Genomic DNA, 20,152 nt, shown 5'->3' with positions numbered 1-20,152 from the left:
GTTTGGGTTTCGTGGACGAAAAAAGGCGCCGGATCGGCGCCTTTTCCATTCGAAGCAGACGCCTCAGCGAGGCAGGACGCTCGACCCCATCAGCGCTTCGTCGATCGAGCGCGCCGCCTGACGGCCTTCGCGGATTGCCCAGACGACCAGCGACTGGCCACGGCGCACGTCGCCAGCCGCGTAGAGCCGGTCGACACTGGTCCTGTAGTCGCGGTCATTGGCTTCGACATTCCTGGAGCGGCGGCTGTCGGTGACGATCTTCATCTCACCCTCCAGCTCCTTCGCTACGCCGGCCGCCGCCGGGCCGGCAAAGCCGATGGCGATGAAGGCGAGATCGGCGCGGATGACGAATTCGGTGCCGGGGATCGGCTTGCGCTTCTCGTCGACCTCGCAGCACTTGACGCCCGTGAGTTGGCCTTCCTCGCCGATGAATTCGAGCGTCGCCACCTGGAACTCGCGCTCGGCGCCCTCGGCCTGCGAGGACGAGGTGCGCATCTTGGTCGCCCAGTAGGGCCAGACCGCGAGCTTGTCTTCCTTCTCGGGCGGCTGCGGGCGGATGTCGAGCTGGGTGACGCGCACCGCGCCCTGACGAAAAGCGGTGCCGACGCAGTCGGAGGCGGTATCGCCGCCACCGACGACAACGACATGCTGGCCGCCGGCGATGATCGGATGCGACGGCCACGCAACCGACTGGATCGGCTCGCCGCCGACGCGGCGGTTCTGCTGCACCAGATAGGGCATGGCGTCGTGCACGCCGCCGAGATCGTCGCCCGGAATATTGGCCGCGCGCGGCGTTTCCGATCCGCCGCAATAGAGCACGGCGTCATGCTCGGCCAGCAGTTCGGCGACGGGCTTGTCGACACCGACATTGACACCGCAATGGAAGGTCACGCCCTCGCCCTGCATCTGTTCGATACGCCGGTCGATATAGTGCTTCTCGATCTTGAAGTCGGGAATGCCATAGCGCATCAGCCCGCCCGGCCGGCTTTCGCGCTCATAGACATGCACGTCGTGGCCGGCCCGGCCCAACTGCTGGGCGGCCGCCATGCCGGCGGGGCCGGAGCCGATGATGGCGACCCGCTTGCCGGTCTTCTTCTCCGGCGGATAGGGCCTGATATGGCCGGTCTCATAGGCCTTGTCGGCGATCGCCTGTTCCACCGTCTTGATGGCGACCGGAATGTCCTCGAGGTTCAGCGTGCAGGCTTCCTCGCAGGGCGCAGGGCAGATGCGGCCGGTGAACTCCGGGAAATTGTTCGTCGAATGCAGGTTGCGGATCGCGTTGTCCCAATCCCTGTTGTAGACGAGGTCGTTCCAATCGGGGATCTGGTTGTGGATCGGGCAGCCGGTCGGTCCGTGACAGTACGGAATGCCGCAATCCATGCAGCGCGCGGCCTGTTTCTCGACCTCCTTGTCCGACATCGGCAGCGTGAATTCACGGAAATGCCGGATGCGGTCGGAGGCAGGCTGGTACTTGTGCACCTGCCGGTCGATTTCGAGAAAGCCTGTTACCTTGCCCATAGTCCAGTTCCTGCTGTCCAGATGGTGCGGTTTTCGCCGCACCCGTTAACCTCTTGAGGCAGCCATGGCAACCTTGCGCCCGAGGTCAAACTGTCGATGAAGGTGGCCGGGAAGCCTGGGCTCCCCGGCAATTGCAAAAGTCTATTCGGCCGCGACGCCCATGCGCATGCGTTCCATCTCGATCAGCGCGCGGCGGTATTCGACCGGCATGATCTTGCGGAATTTCGGCCGGAACGTCGCCCAGTCGTCGAGGATCTCGCGGCCGCGCACCGAGCCCGTAAAGTGGACGTGGTTCGAGATCAGCTGATAGAGCCGCTCCTCGTCATGGCTGGTCATGTCGCCGGAGACGTCGACGCGCCCCTTGTGGTCGAGGTCGCCGCCATGGTGGAGCAGCTTCTCCATCAGGTCGTCTTCTTCCGGAACCGGCTCCAGTTCGACCATGGCCATGTTGCAGCGCTCGGCGAAATCGCCGGCCTCATCCAACACATAGGCGACGCCGCCCGACATGCCGGCGGCGAAGTTGCGGCCGGTCTTGCCGATGACGACGACGACGCCGCCGGTCATGTATTCGCAGCCATGGTCGCCGACGCCTTCGACAACCGCCGCGACACCCGAATTGCGCACCGCGAAACGCTCGCCGGCGACGCCGGCGAAATAGGCCTCGCCCTCGGTCGCGCCATAGAGCACCGTATTGCCGACAATGATGGAGTCGGCCGCGACGATCTTGGCCTCTTCGGGCGGGCGGATGACGATGCGTCCGCCCGACAGGCCCTTGCCGACATAGTCGTTGCCGGCGCCGACGAGATCGAACGACACGCCGCGCGCCAGGAAGGCGCCGAACGACTGGCCGGCGGTGCCGGTCAGCTTCACCTGGATCGTGTCCTCGCGCAGGCCCTTGTGCTTGAAACGCTTGGCGACTTCACCCGACAGCATGGCGCCGGTCGAACGGTCGACATTGCGGATATCCACTTCGATCTTGACCGGCTGCTTGGCCTCCAGCGCCGGCTTGGCGAGTTCGATCAGCTTGCGGTCGAGCACGTCATCGATCGGGTGCTTCTGCCGTTCGGTCCAGTGCACCGCCTCATGCGGCGCATCGGGCTTGTAGAACATCTTCGAGAAGTCGAGCCCGCGCGCCTTCCAATGCTGGATCACGTCGCGCTTTTCCAGAAGGTCGCTGTCGCCGATGATCTGGTCGAGATGGGTGTAGCCCATTTCGGCGAGCAGCCCCCTCACCTCTTCCGCCACATAGAAGAAGAAGTTGATGACGTGCTCGGGCGTGCCCTTGAAGCGCTTGCGCAGCACCGGGTCCTGCGTTGCCACGCCGACCGGGCAGGTGTTGAGATGGCACTTGCGCATCATGATGCAGCCCGCCGCGATCAAAGGCGCGGTCGAGAAGCCGAACTCGTCGGCGCCGAGCAGCGCGCCGATGATGACGTCGCGCCCGGTGCGCAGGCCACCGTCGACCTGCAGGGCCACGCGCGAACGCAGACCGTTCAGCACCAGCGTCTGGTGCGTCTCGGCGAGGCCCATTTCCCACGGGCTGCCGGCATGCTTGAGCGAGGTCAGTGGCGACGCTCCCGTGCCGCCATCATAGCCGGAGATGGTGATGTGATCGGCACGCGCCTTGGCGACGCCCGCCGCGACCGTGCCGACGCCGACCTCCGACACCAGCTTGACCGACACGTCAGCCGCCGGATTGACGTTCTTCAGATCGTAGATCAGCTGCGCCAGGTCCTCGATCGAATAGATGTCGTGGTGCGGCGGCGGCGAGATCAGGCCGACGCCCGGCGTCGAATGCCGGACCTTGGCGATGGTCGCGTCGACCTTGTGGCCGGGCAATTGCCCGCCCTCGCCGGGCTTGGCGCCCTGTGCGACCTTGATCTGCATCACATCCGAGTTGACCAGATACTCCGCGGTCACGCCGAACCGGCCGGAAGCGACCTGCTTGATCGCCGAGCGCTCCGGGTTCTTGCCGCCGCCGGGCAGCGGTAGGTAGCGATCCGCCTCTTCGCCGCCCTCGCCGGTGTTCGACTTGCCGCCGATCTGGTTCATGGCACGCGCCAGTGTGGTGTGCGCCTCCCTGGAGATCGAGCCGAACGACATCGCTCCGGTGGAGAAGCGCTTGACGATCTCGGCCGCCGGCATGACGTCGTCCAGCGCGGGCTTCTTGCGCCCCGTCTCGTCGGCCAACTTGATCTTGAACATGCCACGGATGGTCTGCGCGCGCGCCGTCTCGCTGTCGATCTGCGCCGAATAGTCCTTGAACGTCTCCCATGAACCCTGGCGCACGGCATGCTGCAGGGTGGCCACCGCGTCGGGCGACCACATATGCGCCTCGCCGCGCATGCGGAACATATATTCGCCGCCGACCTCCAGGCTGTTGCGCAGCACCGGATCGTTGCCGAAACCATCGGCGTGACGGCTGAGCGTCTCGGCCGAAATCTCGTCCAGCCCGACGCCTTCGATCAGGGTCGCCGTACCGGTGAAATACTGCCGCACGAAGTCCGATTTCAGCCCGATGGCGTCGAAGATCTGCGCGCCGCAATAGGACTGGTAGGTCGAAATGCCCATCTTGGACATCACCTTGAGGATGCCCTTGCCGATCGACTTGATGTAGCGCGACACGACCTCGTATTCGTCGACTTCTTCCGGCAGCTCGCCGCGCTTGTGCATGTCGAGCAGCGTGTCAAAGGCGAGATAGGGATTGATCGCCTCGGCGCCATAGCCGGCCAGGCAGCAGAAATGATGCACTTCGCGCGGTTCGCCGGATTCCACGACGAGACCGACTGCGGTGCGCAGCCCCTTGCGGATCAGGTGGTGGTGCACCGCGGCCGTCGCCAGCAATGCCGGAATGGCGATGCGGTCCGGCCCGACCTGGCGGTCGGACAGGATGATGATGTTGTAGCCGCCGGCGACAGCCGCTTCCGCCCGTTCGCACAGGCGGTCGATGGCGCCCTGCATGCCGGCCGCGCCTTCGCTCGACCCGTAGGTGATGTCGATCGTCTTGGTGTCGAAACGGTCCTCGGTGTGGCCGATGGAACGGATCTTTTCCAGATCGCCATTGGTCAGGATCGGCTGGCGCACTTCGAGCCGCTTGCGGCGCGAATTGCCGACCAGGTCGAAGATGTTCGGCCGTGGCCCGATGAAGGACACCAGGCTCATCACCAGTTCCTCGCGGATCGGGTCGATCGGCGGATTGGTCACCTGGGCGAAGTTCTGCTTGAAATAGGTGTAGAGCAGCTTCGACTTGTCCGACATCGCCGAGATCGGCGTGTCCGTGCCCATCGATCCCACCGCTTCCTGGCCGGTGGTGGCCATCGGCGACATCAGCAGCTTGGTGTCTTCCTGGGTGTAACCGAACGCCTGCTGGCGATCGAGCAGGCTGACATCCTTGCGCAGCGCGCGCGGCTCGACCGGCTTCAAATCTTCCAGGATGAGCTGCGTGTTGGCGAGCCAGGTCTTGTAGGGGTGCTTGGTCGCGATCTCGGACTTGATCTCCTCGTCGGGGACGATGCGGCCCTTGGCAAGGTCGATCAAAAGCATGCGGCCGGGCTGCAGCCGCCACTTCTGGACGATCTTCTCCTCCGGCACCGGCAGCACGCCGGCTTCCGAGGCCATGATGACGCGGTCATCGTCGGTGACGATGTAGCGTGCGGGGCGCAATCCGTTACGGTCGAGCGTGGCGCCGATCTGGCGGCCATCGGTGAAGGCCACCGCCGCCGGCCCGTCCCATGGCTCCATCAATGCGGCATGGTATTCGTAGAAAGCCTTGCGGTCGGCGTCCATGAGCTTGTTGCCGGCCCAGGCCTCCGGGATCAGCATCATCATGGCGTGACTGAGGCTGTAGCCGCCCTGGAACAGGAACTCGAGCGCATTGTCGAAGCACGCGGTGTCCGACTGTCCTTCATAGGAGATCGGCCAGAGCTTCGAGATGTTGTTGCCGAACAGTTCGGAATCGACCGATGCCTGTCTGGCCGCCATCCAGTTGTTGTTGCCGCGCACCGTGTTGATCTCGCCATTGTGCGCGACCATGCGGTAGGGATGTGCCAGCTTCCACGACGGGAAGGTGTTGGTCGAAAAACGCTGGTGAACGAGGATCAGCGCCGTTTCGAAGCGCGGATCGGTCAGGTCCCTGTAGTAGGCGCCGACCTGATAGGCCAGGAACATGCCCTTGTAGACGATGGTGCGTGCCGACAGCGACACGCAATAGGCGCCAATATCCTTATTGTCGTTCTCGGCGTAGATGCGGCCCGAAATGACCTTGCGCAGCAGGTAAAGCCGGGCCTCGTATTCCTCGTCGTCGGGAATGTCCGCTGTACGGCCGATGAAGACTTGCCTATGGAATGGCTCGGACGCCGCGATGTCAGGCGCCTTCGATAGCGACGAGTTGTCGACGGGCACGTCGCGGAAGCCGATGAGCGGCAGCCCCTCGGATTGCGCCGATTCGGCGATGATGTCCTCGATATGGGCGCGAAGGGCCGCGTCCTGCGGCATGAACCAGTGTCCGACACCGTACTGGCCGGCCGCTGGCAGTTCGATGCCTTGGGCCGCCATCTCCTCGCGGAAGAACTGGTCAGGCAGTTGCACCAGCACGCCGGCGCCGTCGCCGACCAGAGGATCGGCGCCGACGGCGCCGCGATGCGTCAGGTTCTCGAGCACGGCAAGGCCGTCCTCGACGATCTGGTGCGACTTCACGCCCTTCATGTTGACGATGAATCCGACGCCACAGGCGTCATGCTCGTTGCGCGGATCGTAAAGACCCTGGGCGGCAAGACCGTTGGTGGTTCGGCCAATGTCGGTTCGGGAGATATTTTTGACGGCAGCCGCTTTCGTCTGCGCGGCCTGGCCGTTCGTCGCAGAGAGCGTCATATCCGTCATCGTCCTGTCTCCATTTCAGCCCTGCAGGCGCTGGTTTGCCTCGGCAAGCGCTTGGCTCACCCTGATCCTTGCGGCACGTCTTGCGAAATCCTTGCCGAACCAGACGGCATGCCGCATGGTTCGCATTCGTACAGGCCAGCGTCCGGCCGTCCACCTGTCGCTCGCGGCAACAGCCGGAGAGGCCAATATGTTACGCCAATCCGGCCAGTTTTGTGCGACAAAATAAGACAGCACTACTGTCCTAAATTTTTATGGCAGAATTCCCCGATGCACACAAGACCGATTCACAAAAAACTTGGAGCTTCCGCGACATAAAATTACGTGAAGCCTCCAGGAAACGTAAGCTTCGGTCGCCAATCCCCGCCAGTCGGCCTGGCTGGGTTTAATGGTTTTCCAGTCTCTGGCCCCTTGCGGTCGGCTCCCGAAACCGGTCAACTCGACGCTGATTTCCCCAACACAGGCAGATGCATGTTCTTCGCTTCCGACAATTGGGCAGGCGCCCATCCCGATATCGCTGCCGGCCTGTCGGCCGCTTCAGGCGGCTTCGCCACGGCCTATGGCGACGGCGCGCTCGACCAGGCGGTCTACCAGCGTTTCAGCGAGATTTTCGAACGCGAGGTCGCCGTGTTCTTCGTGGCGACCGGCACGGCCGCCAATTCGTTGTCGCTGACCACCTTCAACAAGCCCGGCGGCATTTCTTTCGCCCACCGCGAATCGCATGTCATCGAAGACGAGTGCGGCGCGCCGGAATATTTTTCGGGCGGTTCGCGGCTGCATGCCGTCGATGGCTCCCTGGGTAGGATGGACCCGCACAATCTGGAAAGGGCGATCGGCCGTTTCGCCGGCGAGGTGGTCCATTGGGGCCGGCCGATGGCTGTTTCGATCACCCAGTCGACGGAGGTCGGCACCGTTTATGGCCTGAACGATATCGCCGCGATCTCATCCATCGCCAGGCAGCATTCCGTGCCGCTGCATATGGACGGCGCCCGCTTTGCCAATGCGCTGGCCGCGCTCGACACCACGCCGGCCGAGATGACCTGGAAACGCGGCGTCGACATCCTGTCCTTTGGCGGCACCAAGAATGGCTGCTGGTGTGCCGAGGCGGTCGTGCTGTTCGACCTTGATCGCGCCAAGGAATTGTCCTTCCTGCGCAAGCGTGCCGCGCAGCTGTTTTCGAAGTCGCGCTTCGTCGCGGCGCAGTTCGAAGCCTATTTCAAGGACGGACTGTGGCTCGACACCGCCAGGCATGCCAACGCCATGGCGGCGCGCCTGGCCGCGGCGATCGAGGATTCGCAAACGGCGAAGCTGGCCTGGCTGCCGCAGGCCAACGAGGTGTTCGCCGTGATCAAGAAGGCCGAGGCCGACAAATTGCAGGCGGCGGGCGCGGTCTTCTACGACTGGCATAAGCCGCACGGCTTCGACGGCCATATCGGCGAGGACGAGCTGCTCTATCGCTTCGTGACCAGCTTTGCCACGACGTCTGCGGAAGTCGATCGCTTCGGCCAGTTGATCGCCGGATAAATCAATCTCCCGGAATAAAAAAGCGGCGCCCTTTCGGCGCCGCTCCGTCTCGGGAGGAGAGTTCGGAGCAATTCCAGGAAAAATGTGAAGCGGTTTTCCGTCCGGAATTGCGTTACCACCGATATTAGGCAGCAGTCTTGGCCTCGATCTGCTTGGCGTTGGCCGGAGCCGAAGTGATCGCGATCCTGCGCGGCTTCAACTCCTCCGGAATATTGCGCTTCAGGTCCACGAAGAGAAGGCCGTTCTTCAGCGTGGCGCCGACGACGTCGACATGGTCGGCAAGCTGGAAGCGGCGCTCGAAGGCCCTGGAGGCAATGCCGCGATAAAGCAGTTCGGATCCTTCACCGGTACCCTCGTCCTTGCGCTCGCCTTTCACGGTCAGCACGTTGCGGTGAGCCTCGATGGAGATTTCCTCATCCGAGAATCCGGCAACAGCCATCGAAATCCGGTAGGAATCCTCGCCGGTGCGCTCGATGTTGTAGGGCGGATAAGTCTGCGCGCCATCGGGCTGCGCAAGTGAATCGAGCATCGTGAAGAGACGGTCGAAGCCGACGGTCGAACGGTAAAGCGGGGAAAAGTCAACGTGACGCATGATGTGTTCTCCTGTTGAGCAACATGGTTTGCGTATGGCCGGTACGGAACCCTTGGTTTGGCGTCCCGGATGGACCAGCGGCCCCAATCTTGGCGACCGCTCCAGACATTTGGGAAGCGTCCCAAGGCATTTCAAGATTTTTGCCCGTTAGAAAAAAGCGGGCCCTTTGCGCCTGATGAACGGCAGATGAACCGGCGCTTCGGCGCGCGTTCAGATAGTCGCCGCTAAGGTGATTTCAAGATCGAGACTGGCGGCGCCGAATTTGAATGGCAGGTACCGCAACGAAGCCGAACCGGGTGTCAACGTCCCTTCCTCCCGGATCGACAGGGGCCGGAAGCACGCTCTCGAGCGGCTTCCGGCCTTCCCCCTTTGGGGTCCTGCGTAACCTGGATTTGCTTTGCTTTTGATGTATTGGCGTCTATCACCTTGACGAGGCCAGCCGCGACAGGCTGGCGCGAAGACGCCGAGCACAAAGCGCCGCATGACGGACATTTTCGACGACACCCCCCTCTTTCACGCAACGCCGGACAATCCGCGGCCGGAAAACGCCACCGGTGGCTTCTTCACCACGCGCGATCGCAAGAAGATACGCTACGGCCTGTTCGCGGCGGTGGCGCGTCCGATGCGGGGCACCGTGGTGCTGCTGTCCGGCCGCAACGAATGCATTGAGAAATATTTCGAGACCATCCGCGACCTTGCGGCGCGAGGCTTTGGGGTCGCCACCTTCGATTGGCGCGGCCAAGGCGGTTCCGACCGGCTGATCCGTGATCGCCAGCGTGGCTATGTCAGATCCTTTCGCAACTATACGGCCGATCTGGAGCAGTTCTTCGAGGAGATCGTGCTGCCCGATTGCCGCGGGCCGTATTATATCCTCGCCCATTCCGCGGGCGCCGTGATCACGCTGCTTGCGGCGCCGTCCATGGTGAACCGCGTGCGCCGCATGGTGCTGATCGCGCCGTTCCTGACGCTGCCGGATCTGCCGGTCTCGATATCGACCGTCCGCCGCGTCTGTTCGTTCTTTTGTTTGCTGGGTCTTGGCCGGCTCTACGCCGCCTGGGGTCCGCGGCCCAAGGTAACGGCGCCCTTCGAAACCAACAAGGTGACGTCCGATCCAGAGCGCTATCGCCGCAACACAGGGATCTACGAGGCGTTCCCGCAACTGGCGCTTGGCGGCCCGACGATCCGCTGGCTGCAAGCAGCTGCGAAGGCATCGGAAGCCATCAGCGACCCCGGCTTCATGGCCCGCATCCAGGTGCCCTTGCTGATCATCGCCGCCGGCGCCGACCAGGTCGTCTCGACCAAGGCCGTGGAGGCATACGCCAGAAGTCTGAGGCTCGGTTCGCTGCTGATGATCGACGGCGCCAAGCACGAAATCCTGCAGGAAGTCGACTTATACCGCGAACAATTCCTCGCCGCCTTCGACGCCTTCATTCCCGGTTCGGACGACCCAACGGCCTGAGCGGCACCGCAGCCTGCCTCCGCGAGGACTGAACGATACGCCTCGGATCATCCGGCGGCACCAACAAGGAAGCCAATCAGCCGCGCAAGGCGGCCATGGCGGCGGCGTGAAGCTCCGGCGTCGCCGCCGCCAGCACATCGCCGCCCTTTTCCGCCGGCCCGCCGTCGAAAGTGGTGACGACGCCACCCGCCTTCTCTATGATCGGGATCAGCGCCACGATGTCGTAGGGCTTCAATCCGGGATCGGCAACGATGTCGACGCTTCCCGAGGCGACCATGGCGAAGGCATAGCAATCGGTGCCGTAGCGGGCAAGTTGCACCTGCTTCTCGAATGCGTCATAGCGCGTGCGCGCGTCGCCCGTGAACAGCGCCGGTGTGGTGGTGAACAGCGTCGCATCCGCCAGGCTGGTCGTCTTGCGGGTCGAAAGCTTGCGCGGCCCGCCCGGCCCCTCATAGTGCGAGCCGGCGGCATTGGCGTAGAACAGTTCGCCGGTGAAGGGCTGCGACATCATGCCGGCCACGGCGTCGCCGTCGACCGTCAGCCCGACCAACGTCCCCCATACCGGCAGGCCGGAGATGAAGGCCCGTGTCCCGTCGATCGGATCGATCACCCAGACGTGCCTGCTGGCGGTGTTCTCGCTGCCGTGCTCCTCGCCAAGAATGCCATGGTCGGGATACTGCGCCAAGATCAGCGCCCGGATGGCGCGCTCGGCCTCACGGTCGGCTTCCGTGACCGGATCGAAACTGCCCTTTTCCTTGTTGGCGACCGCCCCCTGGCTGCGGAACCTCGGCAAAGTCTCGGCCGCTGCCGCTTGCGCGATACGGCGCATGAAATCGACGCTGATGTCCAACTGATTCTCCCGCCTTGCGGCATGCTCTAACCCGGCTCTGCCGCGACTTTTCCGCCAAAACAAGGGTGTTTATCGATTATTCCTGCGTTCACTGTTGCCCAAATGTCACATGGGCATCATCGAAACGCAATTTCCACATCACTCTGAATTAAAAAAGCCTGAAGGTCGCTTGACATTTGTGCACCGCACAATACCCTTGATGATGGACAGGTTTTCCTGTCCATGCCCTCCTTGGGCGTTTCCTCCCTAGACTTCGACCGTATCGTGAAAACGATGCGGTCTTTTTTTAAGCCGCGATCCGGCTGCAAGTCTCATTCCGCGGCCAGCGGCAGGTCGATGAAGTGATGGTCGGGCATCGCCATCAGATCCGATGAAAATCGCGTCAGATCGTCGGCCAGCGCGTCAAAGCCGGCGACCTTCTCGAATGTCCGCTCATTCATGTAGAGCCCGCGATTGATCTCGATCTGCAGCGCATGCAGATGACGCGCCGGGCGGCCATAATGTTCCGTGATGAAGCCGCCGGCATAAGGCTTGTTGTGGGCGACGGTATAGCCCATGGCGGTCAGCAGGCCGATCGCGGTTTCGGTCAGGGCGGCGGTGGCCGAGATGCCGAAACGGTCGCCGATGATGAAGTCGGGCCGCACGCCGCTCTCGCCGACACGGATGCTCGCTGGCATCGAATGGCAATCGATCAGCACGGAAAAGCCGAAGCGGGCATGGGTCCTGGTCAAAAGCCGCTTCAGCGTTTCGTGATAAGGCTTGTAGACGGCCTCGATGCGGGCAACGGCTTCGGCCAGCGGCAGGCGGCCCGAATAGATATCGAGGCCCTCGCCGACCAGCTTCGGCACGGTGCCAAGTCCGCCCGCGACCCGCGCCGACCGGATGTTGCAGAAGGACGGCACCGGCTCGGCGAACATGCGCGGGTCGAGTTCCCATGGCTCGCGATTGACGTCGAGATAGGCGCGCGGGAAATTCGCCGCCAGCATCGGCGCGCCCAGCGCCACGGCGCCGCCGAACAACTCGTCGACATAGCAATCCTCCGAACGGCGGATGGCGTTGCGATCGAGCTTTGCCATGGCAAGGAAGCGTTCCGGGTAGTAGCGGCCGCTATGCGGTGAGTTGAAGAGGAAAGGGACGCGCTGCTCGGCGCCCGACCGGATTTCGAAGGGTGGAAAGACCGAAAAATCCTCGGCTGCCGTCTTCAATTTGAATGTACCCGAAAACACCAGTGCATCATGACACGAAACTGCCACCTTGCAGGCCGCGTGTCCAGCATTTCAGCGGTCGCGCCGCCCGGCAAATATGGGGTCATCCCTCTGCGCGTTCACTTGATGTTTACCCTCGCCTCCTCATATAGAGGATGGTTAACGGGCCTGCCCCACGGCAGTCTCGGGCGGGTGATTCGGACGGGATATCATGGCACGCATTCTTCTGGCGGAAGACGACGACGATATGCGTCGTTTCCTCGTCAAGGCGCTGGAACGCGCCGGTTATCAGGTTAGCGATTTCGACAACGGCGCCAGCGCCTATGAGCGTCTGCGCGAGGAACCGTTCTCGCTGCTCTTGACCGACATCGTCATGCCGGAGATGGACGGTATCGAACTGGCACGCCGCGCCACGGAGATCGATCCCGACCTCAAGGTCATGTTCATCACCGGTTTCGCCGCCGTCGCGCTGAACCCGGATTCCAAGGCGCCGAAAGACGCCAAGGTGCTGTCGAAGCCCTTCCACCTGCGCGATCTCGTCAACGAGGTCGAGAAGATGCTGCAGGCGGCCTGAGCCGCCTTCCGCTGAGGCATCGGCACTTGTTTGCCGGTGCGGCGAGACGACGCCGTCTTTCCTTTTTCCTGCTATTGACGCGCCGGATCAAAAATGGTGTATGCGCGTCGTCGGATGGGCGTGTAGCTCAGCGGGAGAGCACTGCATTGACATTGCAGGGGTCACAAGTTCAATCCTTGTCACGCCCACCATCCAACCCCTTGGTTTCGTTGAATAAACAAGCCTAGGCTGTCCTCCGAAGAACCATCAATTGGCTACTGGCTCCACTTTGGCTCCAGGAAAGCGCTAATTAATGGCTTCGATCCGCAAACACCGAGACAATATCAGGCCCGCATTCGCAGGCAGGGCTATTCCCTGACCAAGACGTTCCATCGCCTGTCTGACGCGAGGGAATGGGCAAGGCTGATGGAGACCCAGGCTGACAGGCAAGAGCTTGCACCAAGCCGAAAGGCATTACAGACAACTACCCTGTCCGATCTGGTCATCCATTACCGCAATGAAGTGGTGCCAACAAAGAAAGGGGGTGACGTCGAAACCATCGTGTTGAATGCCTTTCTGCGTCATCCGATCTGCAAACAGGCCCAAAACACATGCATAGAGCATTAGCTACGGGACCGCTTGGCTAGGCCGAGCTACAAGGCTTATCGGCCCTTACGAGGCCCTTTTCAGCTCGTCGATGATCGCGTGAACGTCAAAGCCGATGATCGCGGCCATATCGATCAGTTCTACTAGATCGACGCGCCGATCACCGTTTTCGATGTTTGCGACGAATGGCTGATGTCGTCCCATTGCCCTAGCCACTTCGGCTTGAGTCATGCCAGCGGCCTGGCGCCCTACATGCGGACGGAGTGTCGGCCTACCCCGTCATTGCAGGCGAAATGTTTGAGCGCCCAATCAGACGCGAAGGGCCATGACCCGACTTGCCTTCAACCAACTCATTTTCTGGGTTTTATATTCCACGTGAATGCTTCATTGGCCTCGCAACCTACTGATACTCAAGCCTCAGTCGCAGCTATTTGGGCCTTCATCCGATCGACCAGCGCGACAAATCGGGGATGAGTGCGGATCGGGTCGAGGTCGCTATCCTGCTGCATCCAAGGCAAACGAATAAGGAGGTACGCGTGCGATGCCGTGAGCTGACGTTCAAGGCAATCGATTGCTTTATCCGACTTGCCCAGCTTTGCGTAATAGCAGCCTAGATTGTACTGAATTTGAATACTATCTCCAGCGAACATTTCAGCACGAGATGCCCAGGACAGCGCACGATCGGCTTCGCCAATTTCCGCCAGCATGATGGCGCCGAAGCATAGCGCGCTGGAATTGTCGGGATGCGCTTTGATTTCCTTCTCTACTCGCAGCACACCTTGTCGTGCTGCTTCCTTGGCGTCGTCACTACGGCCAAGTGAAACATAGACCATCTCTAGATGGGTCCAAACCCGATAGTCATCGGGCGACAACGATGCGGCACGCTGGAACAGAGTGAGAGCTTTTTCGTATTGACCCCGAACAAGACAGTTCCGTCCGTAAAAGAAATGAGCCTCGAAAGAACTGGCGTCCAACGCCAAGGCTCGCTCGAACTCCGCCTCCGCCTCCGCATACCGGCCAATGATGAACAGGGCCCCACCACGTGATGCGTGGGCATCGGCGAGACCTGGCTCAAGTTCCAGCGCCCGTGTGCTGTTGGCAAGGATTGCCTCGTAGCTGGCGTCGGGATCGTTGGCTATCAATAGATGAACCTCACAATCAGCCAAAGCGGCATAGGCACGCGCATAATTTGGGTCGATTTCAATGGCTTTGGCAAACAGTCGTTGCGCCGCCTTCATGAGCCTGGTCTCAACTCCGCTGTAGAGGAAAGACCTACCCATCAGCAATGCCTCGTATGCCTCTGGGTTGTCGGTCGAGCGGTTTGTAATAGTCTTCAATTCTTCCGGCAACAGCTTCACTTTGAGCACATCGACAATAGTTTTGGAAATCTCGTCTTGCAGGTTGAAGATATCGTCCAGCGTCCGATCATATCGCTCGGCCCAGACATGATCACCGCCACGACCATTGATTAGCTGAGCCGTGATACGCACTCGCCCTCCAGCCTTGCGTACACTTCCTTCCAGGACGTAGGCGACGTTCAGCTTCTTCGCCACCTCCTCGATCAATACCGCCTTGCCCTTGAAGGTAAAGACTGTATTGCGCGCGACGACGGAGAGTCCGGACACTTGCGAAAGGTCGGTGATAATGTCCTCGGTGATGCCGTCGGAAAAATACTCCTGCTCGGGATCACCGCTCATATTGGCGAAGGGTAGGACGGCGATCGACGGTTTGTCGGGCAGAGTCACAGCCAAGTGTTCCCCACTTTTGCCGCTCACGTTCATTCCAACGCAGTAGACCCGCACTGGCTTCACGATGTTTTTGAGCGTGTGTTCGCCGAGATCGTCGAACGCCAATGCTAGCTTGCTGGTAACATGTTCGTGCACGGTGGAGGAGACGTAGATACCACCGGGCTCAGCCAAACCCTCCAACCGCGCTGCTACGTTTACGCCGTCGCCATAAATATCGGAGCCTTCGACGATCACATCGCCCAGATTGACACCTATTCGGAGGATGATGCGACTCGTCTCTGGTGCGCCCAGATTGGCATTATTGAAACCTTTCTGCAGTTCGACCGCACACTGTACGGCATCCACGGCACTGCCAAATTCTACCAGAACACCGTCCCCCATTACCTTGACGACGCGGCCATGGTGTTGGGCAACCGTGGGAGATAGCACCTCGTTCCGACGTGCCTTGAGTGCGGCCAATGTGCCCGCCTCGTCGTGTTCCATCAGGCGCGAATAACCCACGACATCGGCGGCCAGGATCGCGGCAAGGCGGCGTTGGGCGCGAATTTCGGCCATGTGGGGTGAATACCTTCAGGAAGCCGAGCGCATATAATTGTATAGGTACTCTGGCCGCGAGCCTATTCGGCCCGACTTCTGTTGTGGGTCAGGATCGACGGACTGGCCATGTCCCCGGCATGCCCGGTTATTGGGTAATTCTTGCGGACGGATCATAAGGCGATTGGCGCCGCGCGGGTCTTAGCGTCAGGTTTTCATCACTGCGGAGTCCGGTCTAAATCAGTCCGGGCATCTAATCGTTATGGTTGATGGGCAATACCGAGAATGTTGGCGTACGGGCAGCAGCATCAATCGCTTCTGATCCAAACAGTACGCTTTGAGTTCCTTCCTTTGGGTTCCGGGAATTTCTGGTAGCGATTTGCGATGGGTCCCGCTCCGCGTCTCCAAGGTGCCCCCTGTCAACCCCCTTGTAGGGGTGCATTGAACATTGCAGGGGTCACAAGTTCAATCCTTGTCACGCCCACCATCCTTTCAATAACTTAGCCGTTTCCCTTAGTCGGCTGGCACAGAAACGGCACAGAAATGCCGCTCGATGACGCGGCGTCGCGGGCGGGACGTGTAGCGCGCAAGATCGCTTGGCACCTGTGCGTAACTTCATTGGCAACAGATTGCATACCCTCTAATGGCCTTTTAACGTGCCTGGACGATCGCATCGACGAACGCCCGTCCAGCTCGAACACTGCGATCGTCCTTGGTCTCTACCGTGCCGCTGAGGCCATTCATCCTTTCTTGGCAGTATTAGATCATCGTCATAGGCAGACATGGCCGACAAAAGGGGAAGCCGATGGAACGGTTATCGTTCGCGCAAATCTGCGGATTGATGTCCGTCGCGCTGGTAGCTCTATGGGGCGCCCAGCAGGCACGTGACTACTTTTTACCAAAGCAAACCACGGTCGAAAATCCGGTGCTGGTCCCCGAGTATGAGCTGAGGCGGCAAAGAGACGAGGCGTGGACCAACAAGTACGCTTACGCGCTGGTCTAAATGCCGGTCCCCGGCACTGCGCTTGCGTGCCGCGCGGCCCGGTGCTTCACTGGCGCCGGATTTACCGGGGAGTAGAAGGTGGACGTCTTTGGGCTCAAACCGCTGTTGATTTGGGCGCTGATCTTCATTCCACTGGAGAGGATCCTTGCCCTTCGACCGCAGCAAAAGATATTTCGAAAGGGGGTTTTCAACGACCTTTCCTATTACGTCTTCAATGGCATCGCGGTCAATTTCATCGGCGGCGTGCTCTTTGTGCCGGTCATCAGCGCCGCCGCTCTGCTCGTTCCGACAGGCCTGACGGAGGCCGTGGCCCAGCAGGCGACATGGCTTCAGGTCATCGAGATCGTCGTCATGACCGATCTTGGCGTGTATGCCGCACATCGTGCGTTTCACGCTGTGCCGATCCTCTGGCGCTTCCATTCCATCCATCATGGCGTCGAGGAGATGGACTACCTTGCTGGCCTTTCACGTCCATCCGATCGATCAGATCCTCACAAAGGCAGCCGCGCTGGTGCCGGTGTTTCTCCTCGGCTTCGACGGCGAGGCGCTCGGCATCTATTTCCTCATCTATGCAGGGCACGCCATGCTGATCCATGCCAACCTTCGCATCAGCTTCGGCCCCCTCAAATGGCTGATCGCCAGTCCTCAGTTTCATCACTGGCACCACGCCGGCGAGCGATCAGCCTATGACAAGAATTTCGCCGGCCAGCTTTCAATCATCGACCTCATATTCGGCACGTTCCGCATTCCCGGCGCATCGATGCCGGCCAAGTACGGCGTTGACGACCCGATTCCCACGAACTTCTTTGGCCAGATCGGCTATCCGTTGACGCCGCACAAGGCGGGATCGCCTGCCAAGCCGGTTACGACCTCGGATAGGCCGCAGTCGGAACTGTGAAGCCGCCATCCGACCCGTAGCGCGCCACACCGTTGGTGAAGCGGATTTCGTCTACCCAACCATTGAGATCGTAGCCGCCAAAATAGGGATTGAGGCTGCCGATTTTCAGCAGGCTGCTGGCAAAAGTTCGCGTTATGACGCCCAACAGGTCCATATGCCCTCAATGTTTTAGTGCCATCCGATCTTGCGCGGGCTCAGCCAGCCGGCCGGTTTGGTGCCAAATGAAGTTGCGCGGCCGGTTTCTGGCTTTCTGGCTTTCCGGCCCCGCCGTCTCCCGTCAAACCCCTTGGTTTCCGGGCTTCTGGCGGCTCTTCCCGCCGATTATCACCTTTTCCCGGCTATCCCCGGCTGCTGCCATCCGATCTTGCGCGGTACACGTCGCGGGCGGGGCGCCGGTTCACGCTATGCCCATCAGCGGCACCCACAATGAGATTGATGGCACATGGGGAATGGGGCGTATTATCCGCACACTCCTCCCTCGCCCGGGGAGGGATAAAGCAAATGCTCGTCTGCCCGGCGATCGCATCTTTCCGACTTAGCTTTGTACCAAACCGACGGTTGAATCCCTTTGATGTCCCCCCGCTGAAGGAGTAAATACTTCCTTAGGCATAAGGGAGGTGGCGGTGCCTCTAGGCGATACAGACATGGCGCGGGTGACGATTGACGCCATCTTTCTGTCGCAGCACCGCGCTAGGGCTGACATTGCCTCACTACGCGCCGATATAGCTCAAACCCGGCGTGCAATCGCGGCATCACGCGAGCTTCTCAAGCGGTTTCGCCAACGCAAGATAGACGAGGCGCGATGGGAGGTTGAGCACCCCTCGGTATCAGCGTTCGATGCAGACATTCTCCGGTCTGTTTTTCGAGATTTGGTCTTGGAAATGAAGGCACCGGAGTGTCAATGGCGTAATCTAGCTCAGAGCCTGGTTTACGAGTTTTGCCACTGCGAGCGGGTTGAGCCCGGCTTGGTGGATTGGATCATCGGTAAGTAAATCCGCCTCTCAGATTTGAAATCTGATGGACCACCCCTACTTTCATAGTCCATATCAGAAATGTCGCATGATTCGTGACATGGGCAGGAAGGCAAAGCAGGCGATTATTGCACTACCGTTGGATGACGAGATTCAAACGGAAGCCGCCTACTAGGACCGTAAGTGCGGAATTACCACAGAAGAAGCCTTGCGCATCATCGAAGCGGCCAACCGTCCAAAGTCGACAAGGGCGCTAAGGTGCGGCCATTCCGGCAGAAGCCGCATCATGCCCGGATCGGCGCGGCGCGCCTGAATCACCAAGCGTCTTTGGCGACATGCACGAAACCGGGACAGTCCGGCAATTGTCGCGGGTCAGATGCATGGCTAGAGACGTCCTCAGCCGGCCCCAACGCCACTCCATCTCGCAAATCCCCGCTTGGGGGATTCTTCTGGTCCATTTCGTTCAGCTCAGACGCCTGCGACGGCGCACAGGCTGTTCATCCTGGATATGGCAAGGTCCGGATCGGCCAGCAATCCTGCCTGGTCGGCAAGGCGGAAAATATCGGCATAGTGGCGGATGCCGCGCGCCGACTGCATGCCGCCGACCATCGTGAAATGATTCTGGTGACCGTTCAGCCAGGCCATGAAGACGATGCCGGCCTTGTAATATTCGGTCGGCGCCTCGAAGATTTTCCGCGATAGCGGCACCGTCGGCGCCATCAGCGCGTCATAGCCGGCCCTATCGCCCTCGGCGAGTTTTGCCAAGGCCGCGTTGGCGACCGGCGCGATGGCATCGAAAATGCCAAGCAGCGCGTGCGAGTGCCTCTTGCCGTCGCCGGCGATCAGTTCGGGATAGTTGAAGTCGTCGCCGGTGAACATCACGACGTCGTCCGGCAGCCGATCGCGCAGTGCAACCTCCTTGCCTGCATCGAGCAACGATATCTTGATGCCTTCGACCTTGCCGGCATAGCGTTCGATGATGGCCACCACCGTATCGAGCGCAGTCTCGAAATCGTCGCTGCCCCAATAGCCCTTCAAGGCCGGATCGAACATCTCACCCAGCCAGTGCAGAATGACCTTGCCGGAGGCCTGGCTCAGAATACGGTCATAGACGGCGGCGTAGTCGTCCGGCCCCTTCGCCACTGCAGCGAGCGCGCGGCTGGCCATCATGATCGCCTTGCCGCCCTGCCCTTCGATGAAGGCAAACTGCTCTTCATAAGCGCCGATCACGTCATCCAGCGTCCTGGCCGACCCCGGCGCCAGATGGTCGGTACCGGCACCCGATGCAAGATCGGCGCCGGCAACGGTGCGGGCCTCGGCGATCGAGCGGCGGATCAACTCCTGCGCGCTTGCCCAATCGAAGCCCATGCCGCGCTGCGACGTGTCCATCGCCTCGGCAATGCTGAAACCGAGCCGCCACAAATGATGACGAAACGCCATCGTCCTGTCCCAGTCGACCACGGGCCGCGACCACGGATCGGTCATTCCAAGGGGATCGACGACGACATGCGCGGCGGCATAGGCGATGCGCGGAAACCGCGCGCCCATCACCGGCTGCACCGGCTGGCCGACAAGCGCGTAACGGGTGCTGCGGCCACCACTCTCACCAGGCAAGGCAATATCCATCGATTTCTCCCTTCATTGCGCCTATAAATGGAACGTTCCAATAAATCAAGAACCTTTAGGATTGCAGGCGACTTCCCTAAAATGCTGCATCGCAGCACGCAATGCCTTTCAGCGCACGCCCCGCAGCATCGAATTACCGATTTTTCGCGCCAGGAAAAATCCCGATTGACTCTCGGCTGGAGCAATGATT

Annotated in this window: 13 protein-coding genes, 1 tRNA gene and 1 pseudogene; 6 read left to right on the top strand and 9 right to left on the bottom strand. The window is 60.9% G+C overall.

Annotated elements, in window-relative coordinates:
• Positions 1–63: 63 nt before the first annotated feature.
• Both FJ548_RS08855 and gltB read right to left on the bottom strand, forming a co-directional pair.
• On the bottom strand, positions 64–1,518 hold the full coding sequence (locus FJ548_RS08855) for a glutamate synthase subunit beta (protein ID WP_140609735.1): 1,455 nt from the start codon (positions 1,516–1,518) through the stop codon (positions 64–66).
• 141 nt (positions 1,519–1,659) lie between these two features.
• Positions 1,660–6,396 carry a glutamate synthase large subunit gene (gene gltB / locus FJ548_RS08850; protein ID WP_140777670.1) on the bottom strand — a complete coding sequence of 1,579 codons (4,737 nt, stop codon included), beginning with the start codon at positions 6,394–6,396 and terminating at the stop codon, positions 1,660–1,662.
• A gap of 468 nt (positions 6,397–6,864) precedes the next feature.
• On the opposite strand from gltB, the gene FJ548_RS08845 reads away from it, so the two are divergent.
• Positions 6,865–7,917, top strand: coding sequence for a low specificity L-threonine aldolase (locus FJ548_RS08845; protein WP_140777669.1), 1,053 nt, complete (start codon positions 6,865–6,867; stop codon positions 7,915–7,917).
• Between the two features lie 124 nt (positions 7,918–8,041).
• Here the strand turns inward: FJ548_RS08845 and FJ548_RS08840 are convergent, their stop codons facing one another.
• A complete protein-coding gene (locus FJ548_RS08840; RefSeq protein ID WP_140690472.1) occupies positions 8,042–8,509 on the bottom strand; it encodes an Hsp20 family protein in 468 nt (155 codons plus the stop codon).
• 481 nt (positions 8,510–8,990) lie between these two features.
• On the opposite strand from FJ548_RS08840, the gene FJ548_RS08835 reads away from it, so the two are divergent.
• Positions 8,991–9,968, top strand: a complete 978-nt coding sequence (locus FJ548_RS08835; RefSeq protein WP_140777668.1) for an alpha/beta hydrolase — start codon at positions 8,991–8,993, stop codon at positions 9,966–9,968.
• A 76-nt stretch (positions 9,969–10,044) separates the two neighbouring features.
• Here the strand turns inward: FJ548_RS08835 and hisN are convergent, their stop codons facing one another.
• Together hisN and FJ548_RS08825 are read right to left on the bottom strand one after the other, a co-directional pair.
• Positions 10,045–10,818, bottom strand: a complete 774-nt coding sequence (gene hisN, locus FJ548_RS08830) for a histidinol-phosphatase (protein ID WP_140777667.1) — start codon at positions 10,816–10,818, stop codon at positions 10,045–10,047.
• A 311-nt stretch (positions 10,819–11,129) separates the two neighbouring features.
• On the bottom strand, positions 11,130–12,071 hold the full coding sequence (locus FJ548_RS08825) for an N-formylglutamate amidohydrolase (RefSeq protein WP_140690481.1): 942 nt from the start codon (positions 12,069–12,071) through the stop codon (positions 11,130–11,132).
• 163 nt (positions 12,072–12,234) lie between these two features.
• Here FJ548_RS08825 and FJ548_RS08820 point away from each other — a divergent pair, with 163 nt between their 5' ends.
• From FJ548_RS08820 to FJ548_RS08810, 3 genes are all read left to right on the top strand, one after another.
• Complete coding sequence (locus tag FJ548_RS08820) at positions 12,235–12,597, top strand: response regulator (protein ID WP_006199474.1); 363 nt, start codon at positions 12,235–12,237, stop codon at positions 12,595–12,597.
• A gap of 116 nt (positions 12,598–12,713) precedes the next feature.
• Positions 12,714–12,788 (top strand) — tRNA-Val (locus tag FJ548_RS08815).
• Positions 12,789–13,002: 214 nt separating this feature from the next.
• Positions 13,003–13,203, top strand: a complete 201-nt coding sequence (locus FJ548_RS08810) for a hypothetical protein (RefSeq protein WP_140609728.1) — start codon at positions 13,003–13,005, stop codon at positions 13,201–13,203.
• Positions 13,204–13,248: 45 nt separating this feature from the next.
• Here the strand turns inward: FJ548_RS08810 and FJ548_RS08805 are convergent.
• From FJ548_RS08805 to FJ548_RS30355, 3 genes and pseudogenes are all read right to left on the bottom strand, one after another.
• Positions 13,249–13,416, bottom strand: a pseudogene (locus tag FJ548_RS08805) (helix-turn-helix transcriptional regulator); the annotation flags it as partial.
• 176 nt (positions 13,417–13,592) lie between these two features.
• Positions 13,593–15,485 (bottom strand): adenylate/guanylate cyclase domain-containing protein, encoded by a 1,893-nt coding sequence (locus FJ548_RS08800; RefSeq protein ID WP_140777666.1) that lies wholly within the window; start codon positions 15,483–15,485, stop codon positions 13,593–13,595.
• A gap of 874 nt (positions 15,486–16,359) precedes the next feature.
• A complete protein-coding gene (locus FJ548_RS30355; RefSeq protein ID WP_246678598.1) occupies positions 16,360–16,860 on the bottom strand; it encodes a hypothetical protein in 501 nt (166 codons plus the stop codon).
• A gap of 61 nt (positions 16,861–16,921) precedes the next feature.
• Between FJ548_RS30355 and FJ548_RS30345 the strand changes: the two genes are divergently transcribed.
• Positions 16,922–17,365 carry a sterol desaturase family protein gene (locus FJ548_RS30345; RefSeq protein ID WP_246678595.1) on the top strand — a complete coding sequence of 148 codons (444 nt, stop codon included), beginning with the start codon at positions 16,922–16,924 and terminating at the stop codon, positions 17,363–17,365.
• A 1,439-nt stretch (positions 17,366–18,804) separates the two neighbouring features.
• On the opposite strand, the gene FJ548_RS08775 is transcribed toward FJ548_RS30345, so the two are convergent.
• Positions 18,805–19,962 carry a dihydrodipicolinate synthase family protein gene (locus FJ548_RS08775; RefSeq protein WP_140777664.1) on the bottom strand — a complete coding sequence of 386 codons (1,158 nt, stop codon included), beginning with the start codon at positions 19,960–19,962 and terminating at the stop codon, positions 18,805–18,807.
• Positions 19,963–20,152: the final 190 nt, after the last annotated feature.

This window comes from Mesorhizobium sp. B2-4-17, from assembly GCF_006441275.1.
GTDB lineage: Bacteria > Pseudomonadota > Alphaproteobacteria > Rhizobiales > Rhizobiaceae > Mesorhizobium.
This window is presented reverse-complemented; position numbering and strand designations above follow the sequence as displayed.